The organism is Nocardioides soli, from assembly GCF_014191495.1.
Taxonomy (GTDB): Bacteria; Actinomycetota; Actinomycetes; order Propionibacteriales; family Nocardioidaceae; genus Nocardioides; species Nocardioides soli.
Genome location: NZ_JACHWR010000001.1, coordinates 1,452,094 through 1,465,833 on the forward strand (window position 1 = coordinate 1,452,094; position 13,740 = coordinate 1,465,833).

The 13,740-nt window shown below is 72.1% G+C and carries 14 protein-coding genes; 7 read left to right on the forward strand and 7 right to left on the reverse strand.

All coding sequences use genetic code 11. From position 1 onward, the window contains the following. Position 1: 1 nt before the first annotated feature. The 7 genes from FHU40_RS07320 to FHU40_RS07350 form a co-directional block, all read right to left on the reverse strand. Positions 2-1,099: an ABC transporter substrate-binding protein gene (locus FHU40_RS07320; RefSeq protein ID WP_183591566.1), complete on the reverse strand. Its 1,098-nt coding sequence runs from the start codon at positions 1,097-1,099 to the stop codon at positions 2-4. A gap of 35 nt (positions 1,100-1,134) precedes the next feature. Then, positions 1,135-1,968: an ABC transporter permease gene (locus tag FHU40_RS28055; protein ID WP_183591567.1), complete on the reverse strand. Its 834-nt coding sequence runs from the start codon at positions 1,966-1,968 to the stop codon at positions 1,135-1,137. Between the two features lie 36 nt (positions 1,969-2,004). Beyond that, positions 2,005-3,222 carry an aminotransferase-like domain-containing protein gene (locus tag FHU40_RS07330; protein WP_183591568.1) on the reverse strand — a complete coding sequence of 406 codons (1,218 nt, stop codon included), beginning with the start codon at positions 3,220-3,222 and terminating at the stop codon, positions 2,005-2,007. Between the two features lie 9 nt (positions 3,223-3,231). Continuing rightward, positions 3,232-3,609 (reverse strand): RidA family protein, encoded by a 378-nt coding sequence (locus tag FHU40_RS07335; RefSeq protein ID WP_183591569.1) that lies wholly within the window; start codon positions 3,607-3,609, stop codon positions 3,232-3,234. A 61-nt stretch (positions 3,610-3,670) separates the two neighbouring features. Continuing rightward, the gene (locus FHU40_RS07340) at positions 3,671-4,504 is read right to left on the reverse strand and encodes a mycofactocin-coupled SDR family oxidoreductase (RefSeq protein WP_183591570.1); all 834 of its coding nucleotides are present in this window, start codon (positions 4,502-4,504) and stop codon (positions 3,671-3,673) included. 30 nt (positions 4,505-4,534) lie between these two features. Further along, positions 4,535-5,368, reverse strand: a complete 834-nt coding sequence (locus FHU40_RS07345) for an SDR family NAD(P)-dependent oxidoreductase (RefSeq protein WP_183591571.1) — start codon at positions 5,366-5,368, stop codon at positions 4,535-4,537. Positions 5,369-5,396: 28 nt separating this feature from the next. Beyond that, positions 5,397-6,278, reverse strand: coding sequence for an SDR family oxidoreductase (locus FHU40_RS07350; RefSeq protein WP_183591572.1), 882 nt, complete (start codon positions 6,276-6,278; stop codon positions 5,397-5,399). Positions 6,279-6,443: 165 nt separating this feature from the next. On the opposite strand from FHU40_RS07350, the gene FHU40_RS07355 reads away from it, so the two are divergent. The 7 genes from FHU40_RS07355 (at position 6,444) to uraH (ending at position 13,739) form a co-directional block, all read left to right on the forward strand. Next, positions 6,444-7,151, forward strand: a complete 708-nt coding sequence (locus tag FHU40_RS07355) for a TetR/AcrR family transcriptional regulator (protein ID WP_183591573.1) — start codon at positions 6,444-6,446, stop codon at positions 7,149-7,151. Between the two features lie 47 nt (positions 7,152-7,198). Then, on the forward strand, positions 7,199-8,236 hold the full coding sequence (locus FHU40_RS07360) for an LLM class F420-dependent oxidoreductase (protein ID WP_183591574.1): 1,038 nt from the start codon (positions 7,199-7,201) through the stop codon (positions 8,234-8,236). Beyond that, positions 8,236-9,384 (forward strand): acyl-CoA dehydrogenase family protein, encoded by a 1,149-nt coding sequence (locus tag FHU40_RS07365; protein ID WP_183591575.1) that lies wholly within the window; start codon positions 8,236-8,238, stop codon positions 9,382-9,384. Before FHU40_RS07360 ends, FHU40_RS07365 begins: the two co-directional genes overlap by 1 nt. 78 nt (positions 9,385-9,462) lie before the next feature. Further along, positions 9,463-11,289: an AMP-dependent synthetase/ligase gene (locus tag FHU40_RS07370; protein ID WP_183591576.1), complete on the forward strand. Its 1,827-nt coding sequence runs from the start codon at positions 9,463-9,465 to the stop codon at positions 11,287-11,289. A 30-nt stretch (positions 11,290-11,319) separates the two neighbouring features. Beyond that, entirely contained in the window at positions 11,320-12,822 is a 1,503-nt protein-coding gene (locus tag FHU40_RS07375) for an AtzH-like domain-containing protein (RefSeq protein WP_183591577.1), read from the forward strand. 105 nt (positions 12,823-12,927) lie between these two features. Further along, complete coding sequence (uraD, locus tag FHU40_RS07380; protein ID WP_183591578.1) at positions 12,928-13,422, forward strand: 2-oxo-4-hydroxy-4-carboxy-5-ureidoimidazoline decarboxylase; 495 nt, start codon at positions 12,928-12,930, stop codon at positions 13,420-13,422. Beyond that, complete coding sequence (gene uraH / locus FHU40_RS07385) at positions 13,419-13,739, forward strand: hydroxyisourate hydrolase (RefSeq protein WP_183591579.1); 321 nt, start codon at positions 13,419-13,421, stop codon at positions 13,737-13,739. Before uraD ends, uraH begins: the two co-directional genes overlap by 4 nt. The last annotated feature ends 1 nt before the right edge of the window (position 13,740 follow it).

Consider the following 13,740-nt stretch of genomic DNA (forward strand, 5'->3'; position numbering starts at 1 on the left):
GTCACGAGGCCTCTGCCTCTGCGCGGACCTCGTCGGCGTCGAAGTCGTTGTAGTCCTCGGCGAGACCCAGGTCCACCAGGACGTCGAGGTCGGGCATCTCGGGCAGCATCTCGGCGCCCACCTGGAACTCGAAGGTGGTGGTCAGCTGCTCGTCGCTCGCCGTCCCGTAGAGGCCGTCCTCGCCGGTGCCGAGGTAGGTGAGCTCCAGTCGCTCCTGGACGACGTCCTGCCAGAACTCCGCGACGCCGTCCTTGTCGGCGTCCGTCGGCTTGCTGCTCGGGTAGGCCTTCCAGTGGATGTCCACGGCCCGGGCCGGGTTGGCGTCGGTGAAGATCATGCCGCGCAGGGTGGCGCGGATGAACCCCGCGACGACCTCGGGCTGCTCCTCGACCATCTCGCGCCGGAACAGCCAGGCGCCGAAGGCCGGCAGGGTGTCGGAGGGCACCTCGATGACGCGCATGGACGAGCCGATCAGGCTGCCGATGACGGCGTTGAACACGTCGGCCCCGGCGTACGCGTCGATCTTGCCGTCCTGGAAGGCGGCCGCCGCCTGGGTGCCGTAGCCGACCGGCAGCCACTTGACGTCCGCGTCCGGGTCGAGGTCGCCCTGCTCGACGACCGCGCGGCCGTACTGGTAGAGCGAGCCGGCGAGGGCGACGGACCCGATCGTCTTGCCCTTCAGGTCCGCCGCGGTCCGGATGTCGGAGTCCTCGGGGACGACGACGCGGAAGGAGTGCGACTTGTTGAGGTAGACCGCGACCAGGCCGTCGGGCTTGTCGGCCGCGAACTGGACCATCGCGGGCCCGCCGGCCTGGACGACGTCGGCCTGTCCGGACTGCACCATCGCCGCGGCGGTCTCGGCACCGTCGATGCCCTGGACCTCCACCTCGAGGCCCTCGTCGGCGAAGTAGCCCATCTCCTCGGGGACCGAGGTGTGGAACGCCACCGTCGCCGCCAGCGACGGGTCGGCGTTGACCTGCACGAGCCGGGTCACCTCGTCGCCGGACGCCGAGGACGTCGACGAGTCGTCCGAGCAGCCGGTGGTGACCGCGAGGGCGGCCGCGAGCACCGTGCCCACGGCGCAGAGCTTCTTGATCATGAGACTCCTCTTTCTTGTCGGAACGACGCGCGACCTCATCGCGGCGTCACGTTCTTGGGCCCGAGGGTGGAGAGCACGACGGCCAGCCCCTTGAGGGCGAGGCCGACGATGGCCATGCAGAAGAGCACGGCGAAGACGTTCGGTGCGTCACCGAACTTCGAGTACTGCAGCACCAGGAACCCGAGTCCCTCGGTCGAGGCGACGAACTCGCCCGCGATCACTCCGAGAAGGGCGCCGACGATCGCGACGTCGAGCGACGGCAGGATGTAGGAGACGGCCCGCGGCACCCGGAGGAACCGGAGCTCCTGCCACATGGTCGCGCGGTAGGCCCGGAACAGCTCGGTCTCGTCCTTGTTGATCTCGCGCAGCCCGGTCGCGGCGTTGGCCAGCACCGGGAAGAACGCGATCGAGGCGCCCACGGCGACCTTGGACGACAGCCCGTAGCCGAACCACAGCACGAACAGCGGCGCCACGGCGATCTTGGGGAACGCCATGCCGACCAGGACGAAGGGGTAGAGCGCCCGGCGAGCGATCGGGACGAAGGCGAACAGGGCGCCACCCGCGATGCCGATGGCGACGCCGATGCCGACCGCGAGCAGCGTGGCCCAGGTCGTCACCCAGATGTGGGACCAGTACGTGCCCGAGCCGAACACGCCCTCCTTGAACGCATCCCACGTCGCGCTCGGCGACGGGAGCACGAGGTTGGAGACGTACTCCGCGTCGTAGGCCCACTGCCAGCCGAGCAGCAGGCAGAGCCAGACGGCGAAGAGGGAGACGCAGGTGATCGCGACGTCGACGATCGTGCCTCGCTTCGGCCGGCTCGGCCGCCAGCGGGCCGGGAGCACGACCTCGGTCCACGAGCTAGCCACGTCGGCACCCCTCCGGCGCGGCACCGGACCCCGTCATCACCGGACACTCGCCTTCAGCGCGCGCCCGAGCGCCGCCACACCCTCGGCGATGGTCTCGGTGGAGACGTTGCTGAAGGCCATCCGGAGGAAGCGGCCGCCGCCGGCGTCGCCCGAGAACCGCTCGCCGGGGCGGCAGTAGACGCCGGCCTCCGCGACCCGGGCCGCCGCGGCGTCCCAGTCGATCTGCTCGGAGATCCGCAGCCACAGGAAGAACGAGCCGTCGGGCACGGTGAAGTCCACCCACTCCGCGCAGTGCTCGCGCAGCCCCGCGACGGCGGTGTCCCGCTTCGCCCGGTAGACCTTGCGGATCTCGCCGATGTGCCGGTCGAGCATGCCGGACTCCGTGAAGCGGGCCATCACCCTCGCGAGGTGCTGGTTGACCCCGAGGTCCTGGCGCACCGCGCCCACGGCGGCGATGGCCTGATGGGAGCCCAGCACCCAGCCGAGCCGGAGCGCCGGGGCCACGGTCTTGCTGAAGCTGTCGGACTGGACGACCAGTCCCCCCTGGTCGAGGCTGAACAGGGTCGGCAGCGGATCCCCGTCGTAGCGCAGCTCCGCGTAGACGTTGTCCTCGTGCACCATGACGCGGTGGCGGTTCGCGATCTCGACCAGCCGGCGCCGGCGCTCGAGGCTCAGGCAGGTGCCGGTCGGCAGCTGGAAGGTCGGGATCGTGTAGATGAGCTTGGACCGGCGCCCGCTGCGCAGCAGCTCCTCGATCGTCGCGTCCAGCGCCTCGACGTCCATCCCGTCGGAGTCGACCGGGACGGGCACGATCTCGGCCCCCGCCGCCTCGAAGAAGCGCACGGCGTACGGGAACGTCGCCGCCTCGACCAGCACCACGTCACCCGGGTCGACGAACGCCTTGGCCACCAGGGCGATGCCCTGCACCGACCCCGAGGTGAGGATCAGGTTCATCGGGTCGAGCTGCCGGCCGTCGCGGGCCGCGAACCGGTCGGCGAGGACCCCTCGGAGGCCGCGCCAGCCGAGTACCAGCTCCTCGTAGCCGGTCGCGGCGTCGAAGTAGTCGTAGGACGGCCCGCCGACCTCGCGGCGTACGTCGTCCTCGAGAGCGGCCAGTGCCGCCAGCGGGAAGGTCTCCGTGGCCGGGTTGCCCTGGTCGAAGTTGTAGTGGATCTCCCCCTCGGGCTGGGGGAAGAACAGGGGCGGTCCGCCGGCGACGGCGGTGGAGACGAGATCGTCGATCTTGCTCGACATGGGCACCTCTCAGCCGATTCGGGTAGGGAGCGGGGGGAGGACGGCCGTCACGTCGACCTCCAGGAGGGCGTCCTCGTGCAGCAGTGCCTTCACGACGACGGCGGTCGACGCCGGGACGGTCGGGAGGAACCGGCGTCGTGCCTCGGCGTAGGCGGCCAGGTCGGCGGCGTCGGTCAGGTAGCAGACCACCTTCACGACATCGCTCATCCGGCCGCCGACCGCGGCGAGGATGCCCTCGATGTTGCGGAAGCACCGGGTCGCCTGGCGGCCGCAGTCCCCGGGGGCGTCGATGCGGCCGTCGGGGTCGAGGGCGAGCTGTCCGGACAGGTAGACGTGCTCGCCGACCCGCGTGACCTGGGCGAGTCCGGTGTCGATGACGCCGTCCACCTTCGAGACGGTGGTCCGGTCCGCCTCGACCAGGGGGAGCGCGACACGGCCGTCGCCTCCCTCAGGCGCTGTGGTAGGCATTCCACCCGCCCGCGATGTCGAGGGAGGCGCCCGTGACGTAGCGGCCGGACTCCGACGCGAGGTAGTGCAGACCGGCCGTCACGTCCTCCAGCTCCAGCCAGGGGACCCGCATCGGGTTGAGGCTGGCGAACGTGTCGCGCACGTCGTCCTCGGTGGGGTCGGCGAGGTCCGGCCGGAAGAGCCGGTAGGTCTTGTCGTTGTGGCACATGTCGGTCGAGACCGACATCGGCGCCAGGGCGTTGACCGTCACGCCGAGCGGTGCCAGCTCGATCGCCAGCGACTTCACGAAGCCGATCACGCCCCACTTGGACGCGGCGTAGTTGGCGTTGTTGGGCCCACCCTCGCGCGCGACCGACGAGGAGGTCGCGATGATCCGCCCCGAGCGCTGCTCCTTCATGACCGGCACCACCGCGCGGATCGACGTCGCGACCCCGGTGAGGTTGGCGCCGACGACGTCGTCCCACATGTCGTCGGTCATCTCCGCCACCGGGCCGAACGCCGCGACGCCGGCGTTGGCGACGAAGACGTCGACCGAGCCCCAGCGCTCCCGTGCGGTGTCGACGAACCGGCGCATGTCGCTCGAGCTCCGGGTGTCGCCGACCATCGCGAAGCACTCCGCGCCCCGCTCCTTCAGCATCGCCTCGGTGGTCCGCAGGTCCTCCTCGGTGCCCATCGGCGCGCAGCTGTCGAACTGCCGGCAGACGTCGACGATCCCGACGCGCGCGCCCGCCTCGGCCAGCGCCAGGGCATGGTTGCGCCCCTGGCCCTTGGCTCCTCCGGTCACCAGGGCGACCTTGCCGCTGAACTCACTCATCCTTGTCTCCTCCTCGCATCGGTCGCCTCGTCAGGCGGAGTTGAGGGCGCTCAGCCCCGCGGACACGTCGAGCACCGAGCCCGTGGCCGAGGTGCCGCTGGCGGCCAGGAACCTCGCCGCGCGCACCACGTCGGTCATCGACACCCAGGCGGCGCCGTTCGGGTGCCGCGCGCCCAGCGCGGCCAGGGCCTCCTCGCCCCGGAGCACCTCGCGCCGGTCGGCCGCGGCCGACCGGAACGCGTCCGACTCCGTCAGGGCGGTCTCGACCGGTCCGACGCACAGCACGTGGACGGCGACGCCGGCCCCGGCCGACTCGAGCGCGACCGACTTGGCGAACCCGATCGCGGCCCAGCCGGCGGCACTGACGTGCGACAGCCGCGCCGCGCCGCGGCGGGCCTCGTCGCCGACGACCTGGAGGATGGCGCCGCCACCTCGCTCGGTCATCGGGCCGATCACCGCGCGCACCAGGTTGTAGGCGCCGTGCAGGTTCGTGTCGACGACCTCCGCCCAGTGCTCGTCCGACATCTCGTCGGCGTCGACGACCGAGCACACCCCGGCGCAGTTGACGACGACGTCGGGGCACCCGACGTCGCGCACGATCTCGTCGACCGCGGCCGCGACGGCGCGACGGTCGCGCACGTCCACGGCATACGTCGTGCACCGGGCGCCGCTCGCGCGCACGGACTCCGCCGCGCGCGCCAGGTCGTCCGGTCCGGCCGCGTCGTACCCGAGGGTCGACATCGCCCCGGGTGCGTCCAGCAGGACCAGCACCGCACCGTCCGCGGCCATGGACCGGGCGACCTCGAGGCCGATGCCCCGTGCCCCGCCCGTGACCACGACCACCTTGTCCCTGAAGCTCTCCATCGAGCTCACTCCTCTCCCGGCGCCGCGATCAGTAGCCCGCGAAGCCGGCGCCGTCGGAGGACAGGACGACGTCCTCGAAGAACGGCCCGGTCTTGACGCTCTTCTCCCACGCGTCGTCGGAGGAGAGCGTGCGTGCCATCGCGAGCTTGTAGGCGTCGTCGCCGATCGGCAGCCGCACCGGCGGGGTCTGCTGGAGCTCGACCATGTCGGCCATCACGATGCCGACGGCCTCGGGCCCCGGTCGGGTCTCGGCCATCACGCGGAAGGCCTCCAGCGCCTTCTCCGCCGACTTCTGGTACGGGCTGCGACCCTCGCTGAGGGCGTCGCAGACCGCCAGCGACGTGGTCGCCCAGTCGCTGCGGTACATGCCCGGCTCGAGCATGGTCACCTTGATCCCGAACCGGTCGACCTCGTAGCGGAGTGCCTCGGTCATCGCCTCGATCGCCGCCTTGGTCGCCGAGTACATCCCGGTCAGCGGGGCGACCAGCTTCGCGCCGAGCGAGCTGACGTTGACGATCGTGCCGCCACCGGCCGCGCGCATGTGCGGGACGACGGCCTTGCAGACCCGCCACTCCCCCATGAAGTTGGTGTTGAACTGCCGGAAGAGCTCCTCCTCCGTGAGGTCCTCGACCGCGCCGTAGAGGCCGTACCCGGCGTTGTTGACGACCGCGTCGATGCGTCCGTGCCGGGCGACGATCCCCTCGACCACGGCGACCACCTGGTCGGACTCCGTCACGTCCAGCCGGACGGTCTCGATGAGCTCCTCGTAGCCCGCCCGCACCCGGTCGCCGTCGCGCTCCGGGCTCCGCATCGATGCCACGACGCGGTGGCCGCGGCGCGCCAGCTCGCGCGCCGCCACCTCCCCGAAGCCCCTCGACGCACCGGTGATGAGTACAACCCGCTGCTCCACCCCTGCTCCTTCCACCTTGTGACTGCCGTCACCTCGTTCGTGGCGCATAGTTGAGCACAGGTTCAGAAGTTGAGCAAGCATTCGGATGTTGAAGGTTCGTTCGGGTTAGGCTTGAATGGCGCAGCCCGCAGTGCCGACCTCCCGAGAAAGCGGTTCCACGACGACATGACAGATGGCCCCGGTCGATCGCGACCCGTCCCCGGCGACCCGTCGCCGCCGGCGACGGGTCCGAGCGCGTCGCTGCGCTCCACCATCGAGAAGGCGGCCGAGTCGGAGCGGACCCTGACCAGACAGGGGCGCCGCACCCGCAACCAGCTGATCGTCGGCGCCCGGAAGGTCTTCGAGGAGAAGGGCTACCACCACACCCGGATCGCCGACATCACCGCCGCCGCGGACACCGCGATCGGGTCGTTCTACACCTACTTCGAGTCGAAGGAGGAGATCTTCCGGATCCTCCTGATCGAACTCGAGAACGAGGTGTACGAGGAGCCGACCCGGCTGCCGCGCGACGCGGCACCGCAGGAGCGGCTGCGCGAGACGAACCGGCTCTACTTCCAGTCCTTCCGGCGCAACGCCGCGCTCTGGGCCGTCATCGAGGAGGCGGCCATGAACAACGACGAGGCCCGCGAGGTCCTGAGCGGCCGGCACCACCAGAGCCGGGCCCGCACCGAGGCGGCCCTGCGCGCCTGGCAGCAGGCGGACCTGATCCCGGCCGACATCGACGTCGCCTTCTTCGCCACGGCGCTGGGTGCGATGACCGAGCGCTGCGCGTTCCTGTGGTTCGTGCTCGGGGAGCCGATCGACTTCGACGAGGCGGTCGACCGGATCACCGAGATCTGGGTGCACGCACTGCGCCTGGGTCCGCGCACCTGACGCTCACCCCTTGCGGCAACCACGACCGTGACAGTTAGGCTGTCACGATGAAGCTCTCGACGCCGTTGATGTACGCCGGCAACCCCCGCGAGGCCGCCGACCAGGTGGCCGGACTCGAGAAGGCCGGACTGGACACGGTCTGGGTCGCCGAGGCCTACGGGTTCGACTCCCCCACGCTGATGGGCTACCTCGCCGCGAAGACCGAGACCATCGAGATCGGCGCCGGCATCCTCAACGTCTTCTCGCGTACGCCGGGCGCGCTGCTGCAGACCGCGGCCGGCCTCGACAACGTGTCCGGCGGCCGGGCGGTGATCGGCCTCGGCGCGTCCGGGCCCCAGGTGATCGAGGGGTTCCACGGGCTGCCGTACGACCGGCCGCTGGGCCGCACCCGCGAGGTCATCTCGATCATCCGCCGGGGCCTGCGCCGCGAGACGCTCGTCCACGACGGCCGGACCGTCACGCTGCCGCTGCCGGCCGACCAGGGCCTCGGCCTCGGCAAGCCGCTCAAGCTGCTCACCCGGCCCGAGCGCAGCGCCGTGCCGATCTGGGTCGCGGCCCTCGGCGACGCCAACGTCGCGATGACCGCCGAGGTCGCCGACGGGTGGCTGCCGTTCCTGTTCCTGCCCGAGAAGGCCCCGCAGGTGTGGGGCGAGGCGCTCGCGAAGGGCGCCGCGAAGCGCTCCCCCGACCTCGCGCCCCTGGAGATCTCCGCCGGCGGCATGCTCGCGATCGGCGAGGGCGAGGACACCAAGAAGCTGCTCGACCTGATGCGCCCGATGTACGCGCTCTACGTCGGCGGCATGGGCGCCCGCGGCAAGAACTTCTACCACGACCTCGCCTGCCAGTACGGCTACGAGAAGGAGGCCAACCAGATCCAGGACCTCTACCTCGGCGGCAACAAGCGCGACGCCGAGGCGATCGTGCCCACCGAGTGGCTCGAGGCCGGCAACCTGGTCGGCCCCGCGTCGTACGTCCGGGAGCGGATCGCCGCCTTCCGCGAGGCCGGAGTCACCAACCTGCAGATCTCGCCGGTCTCCGACGACCCGGCGGCCGCCGTCGCCCAGGTCAAGGAGTGGGTGTCCTGATGCCCGCCCGCCCCTCCATCTACGAGCAGGAGCACGAGGACTTCCGCGCGAGCGTGCGCGCCTTCGTCGAGAAGGAGGTCGTCCCCCACCACGACCAGTGGGAGGCCGACGGCCAGGTCAGCCGCGAGGTGTGGCGCCGGGCCGGCGCGGCGGGGCTGCTCTGCTTCGACGTCGAGGAGGAGTACGGCGGCGCCGGGGTCGACGACTTCCGCTACCACGCCATCGTCGCCGAGGAGCTGGCCCGGGTCGGCGCGAGCGGCCCCGGCCTCCCCGTGCACAGCGACATCATCGTCCCCTACATCTCCGCGCTGGGGACGCCGGAGCAGAAGCGGCGCTGGCTGCCCGGCCTGGTCAGCGGCGAGATCATCTCCGCGATCGCGATGACCGAGCCCGGCGCCGGCAGCGACCTCCAGGGGATCCGCACCTCGGCCGTCGACCGGGGCGACCACTACCTGCTCAACGGGTCCAAGACCTTCATCAGCAACGGCATCCTCTCCGACCTGGTGATCGTCGTGTGCCGCACCGACCCCGACGCGGGCCACCAGGGCATCAGCCTGCTGGTCGTCGAGCGGGGCATGACGGGCTTCGGCCGCGGCCGCAACCTCGACAAGGTCGGCATGAAGGCGCAGGACACCGCCGAGCTCTTCTTCGACGACGTCGAGGTGCCCAAGGCGAACCTGCTCGGCGAGGAGGGCTCGGGCTTCGTCTCGCTGATGACGAACCTCCCGCGGGAGCGCGTCTCGATCGCGGCGATGGCGGTCGCCGCGATCGAGCACGTCCTCGACCTGTCGCTGGCCTACGCCAAGGAGCGGCAGGCCTTCGGCAGGCCGATCGGCTCCTTCCAGCACAACCGCTTCGTGCTGGCCGAGATGGCCACCCACGCCCACGTCGCGCGGGTCTTCGTCAACGACTGCATCCTCAAGCTGAACGCCGGCGAGGTCGACACCGCGCTCGCGTCGATGGCGAAGTGGTGGACCACCGAGCTGCAGAAGCAGGTCGTCGACGCGGGCGTGCAGCTGCACGGCGGCTACGGCTACATGACGGAGTACCCGATCGCGAAGGCGTTCACCGACAGCCGGATCCAGACGATCTACGGCGGCACCACCGAGATCCAGAAGGAGATCATCGGCCGCAGCCTGGGTATCTGAGGGCGCCGCTCTGGCCCTGCGGCCCGCGATCGGCGAGGCTGTGATCCTCGTCACTGCGATGCCATCGAGGAGCAGCCGATGTCCGACGACGTTCTGACCGAGCGGGCCCGCGTCCAGTCCGGGATCGAGGGGCGCACCCTCGTCGACATCCTGGCCGACACCGTGCGCGAGCACGGCGACCGGCCGGCGTACTCCGACAAGCACCACGTGCCCGAGGGCGAGTCGTGGCGCACCCTCACCTGGGCCCAGACCCGCGAGCTCGCCCTCGACGTCGCCGCCGGCCTGGTCGAGCTCGGCGTCGCTCCGGGCGACACGGTCGCGATCATGGCCACGAACCGGATCGAGCACTACGTCGCCGACATCGCCGCCGTGCACGCCGGGGCCACGCCGATGTCGATCTACAACACGCTCGCCCCCGAGCAGGTGGCCTACGTCGCCGGGCACGCCCGACCGGCCGTCGTGTTCGTGGAGGACGCGGCCTACCGGGACCGCTGGGCCACCGCGCTCGACGAGGTCGACAGCGTCCGCAGGGTCGTCCGGCTCGACGCGGACTGGGACGAGCTCGTGGCTGCGGGGACGGCGTACCGCGCCGCGCACCCGGGCGAGGTCGAGGCCCGAGCCGCGGCGCTCGCGCCGGACTCGCCCGCCACGATCCTCTACACCTCGGGGACCACCGGGCACCCGAAGGGCGTGGTGATGACCCATCACAACGTCCTCTACGAGACGATGAGCACCCAGGAGGCCGCCGGACTCACCGGAGCCCAGACCGGGGTGAGCTACCTGCCCCTGGCCCACATCGCCGAGCGGGTGCTCGGCCTCTACGGGCCGCAGGCGCAGGGCAGCCACATGCACGCCATCGGCGACCCGACCCAGCTGCTGGCTGCGCTCGGCGAGGTGCACCCCACGGCGTTCTTCGGCGTCCCGCGGGTGTGGGAGAAGATCCGCACCGGCCTGACGGCCAAGCTCGCCGCCGACCCCGACCCGGCCAACCGCGCGATGGTCGAGGAGTCGATGGCGGCGGCGCTCGCGTGGGTCGAGGCCCAGGAGGTCGGCGGCACCATGACGCCGGAGATCGAGGCGGCCTACCGCGCGGCCGACGAGCGGATCCTCGGGTTCCTCAAGCTGCTGCTCGGCCTCGACCAGGTCACCTGGGCCGGCTCGGCGGCGGCGCCGATGCCCGTCGACGTCGCGAGGTTCATGGCCGGCCTCGGCCTCAAGGTCTACGACGTCTACGGCATGACCGAGACCTGCGGTGCCGTCACCGCCAACGGCCCGGGCGGCTTCCGGCTCGGCACCGTCGGCCGCGCCAACCCGGGCATGGAGGTGCGGCTCGGCGAGGACGGCGAGATCCTGGTCCGCGGCCCGGTGAACACCCCCGGCTACTACCGCCAGGACGACGCCACCCGCGCCCTGATCGACGACGACGGCTGGCTGCACACCGGCGACATCGGCACGCTCGACGACGACGGATTCTTCGCGGTCGTCGACCGCAAGAAGGAGCTGATCATCACCTCGGCCGGCAAGAACGTCGCGCCGTCCAACATCGAGAGCTACCTCAAGGAGTCGCCGCTCATCGGGCACGCGATGGCGATCGGCGACAACCGGCCGTACGTCGTCGCGATCCTCACCCTCGACGGCGAGATCGCGCCGCTGATGGCGCAGCAGCTCGGCATCGAGTTCACCGACCTCGCCGACCTGGCGGCCAAGCCGGAGATCCGGGCGATGGTGCAGCAGTCGGTCGACGCCGCCAACGCCCGCCTCTCCCGGCCCGAGCAGGTCAAGTCGTTCGAGCTGCTGCCCGTCGAGTGGACGGCCGAGTCCGAGGAGCTCACCCCCACGCTGAAGCTCAAGCGGCGGGTCGTGAACGCCAAGTACTCCGACGTCGTGGACCGCCTCTACGGGTGAGGCGAGCGCCGGTCCGTCAGACTGCCCTGCATGACCACACGGCAACGGCCCGTGCCCGACGGGCTCGTCGAGGCGTTCTGGGAGTACGAGCGCGCGCTGATGGCCGATGACGTCGCGACGCTGGACCGGCTCTTCGCACCCGGCCCGACGACACTGCGCGGCGACGCGGACGGGCTGCTCGTCGGCCACGACCAGATCAGCGCGTTCCGCAGCAGCCGCGGCGGCACGCCGCAGCGGCGCATCGTGCAGACCCACGTGCAGACCGTGGACGACGACCACGCCCTCGTCGTCGCGGTCACCGAACTCGCCCGTGGCGGCCGCGGGCAGCAGACCCAGCTGTGGGTGCGCACCGCCGACGGCTGGCGGGTCACCGCCGCCCACGTCTCGGCGCCCGGCCCGGCCCTCGACACCCGGATCTGGCGGCTGGTGGGCGATCCGCTGGTGCCCGCCATCGGGCCGGGACCGCTCGACGGGGAGACCGTGGCCGTCAAGGACGTGTACGCCGTGCGCGGCGAACGCATCGGGGCCGGCAACCCCGCCTGGCTGGCCGAGGCGCGTGAGGAGCCGGTCCACGCCCGCGCGGTCGAACTGCTGCTGGAGGCCGGCGCGAGCCTGCGCGGCATCGCCCGGACCGAGGAGTTCGCGTGGTCGCTCGCCGGGGTCAACGCCCACTACGGCGCGCCGCCCAACCCGCGGGCGCCCCGGCGGGCGGCCGGCGGCTCCTCCTCCGGCTCCGCGAGCGCCGTCTCCCTGGGACAGGCCAGCATCGGCCTCGGCACCGACACCGCCGGCTCGATCCGGGTGCCGGCGGCGTACCAGGGCCTCTACGGGATCCGGACCACCCATGGCGCGGCGTCGACGTACGCCGTGCTGCCGCTGGCGCGCTCCTTCGACGCGGTCGGCTGGCTGACCCGCGACGCCGGGCTGCTGCGGCGGGTCGGCGAGGTGCTGCTGCCGCCCGGCCCACGCAACCCGGCCAGCGACCTGGTCAGCGTGCCGGGCCTTACCGGGCTGGCCGAGCCCGAGGTCGCCGCCGTGGTCGACGCGTTCGCCGCGGAGCACGGTGCGATGCGCGAGTCGTGGGACCTCACCGAGCTGCCGGCGTGGCTGGCGGCGTTCCAGACGGTGCAGGCCTGGGAGGCGTGGCACGACCTCGGCGCCTGGGTGGCGCCGAGGCTCGACGAGATCGGGCCCGAGGTGCGCGCCCGGTTCGAGGCGGCGGCGCTGGTCGACGACGAGCAGGCCGCCGCCGCGCGGCAGGTGGTCGGGCGGGCGAGCGCGCGGATCCGGGAGCTGGTCGGCGAGCGCGTCGTCGTGCTGCCCTCCGCGCCCTCGGTCGCGCCGCTCCTCGGCGCCGACCGGTCGGCGGGCCGCCAGGCGACGCTGCTGCTCACCGGACTCGCCGCCCTGGCCGGGCTGCCGGCGGTCGGCCTGCCGGGCCGGACCCGGTCCGGACTGCCCACCGGCGTCTGCCTGCTCGCCGCTCCCGGCCGCGACCGCGACCTCCTCGAATTGGCTATTGACCTGACGTGACGGGCGGCGAGGCCGTACCGTCACTGAAACGACGGTTTCGGTCCCGCGACGCGCGGATCCTTGGTATCCAACCGGTTCGGGCCGGCGGCCTGGAGAGGAGGGTCGGTGCAGCTCGCCGACTTCAACGCGATGACCCCGGAGCAGGCGAGCGCCGCGGTGCGCCCCTGCGCCGACATCGACTCGTGGGTCGCGGCGCTCGTCGCCGGTCGCCCGTACGACGACGTCGACCGCCTGCTCGCGCTGGCCGACGTTCGGGCCCGGGCGTGGACGCCGGCCGAGGTCGAGGGGGCCCTGGCCGACCACCCGCGGATCGGCGAGCGCCACGGCGGCAGCGGGGCGAGCGCCACGCTGTCGACGCGCGAGCAGGCCGGTGTCGACCCCCACGACGCCGACGTGCAGCGGCGGCTGGCCGCGGGCAACGCGGCGTACGAGGAGAGGTTCGACCGGATCTACCTGGTGCGCGCCGCGGGGCGCAGTGCCGAGGAGATCCTCGCCCTGCTGGAGGAGCGGCTCACCCACGACCCCGAGACCGAGCTCGCGGTGACCGCCGGCCAGCTGCGCGAGATCGCGCTGCTCCGCCTGGAAGGACTCCTCCGATGAGCACGCTGTCCACGCACGTCCTCGACACCACCGCCGGGGTGCCGGCCGCCGGTGTCCGGGTGCACCTCGGCGACGCCACGGACCGGGTGATCGGGAGCGGCACCACCGACGACGACGGCCGCCTGCGCTTCGACGCCGACCTGGCCGGCGGCGTCTACGTGCTGACGTTCGAGACCGGCGCGTGGTTCGGCGACCAGGGCCGCGCGACGTTCTTCCCGGTCGTCGGCATCGCCGTCGAGATCGACCCCGACCGGCCGCACCACCACGTGCCGCTGCTGCTGAGCCCCTTCGCCTACTCCACCTACCGAGGGAGCTGAC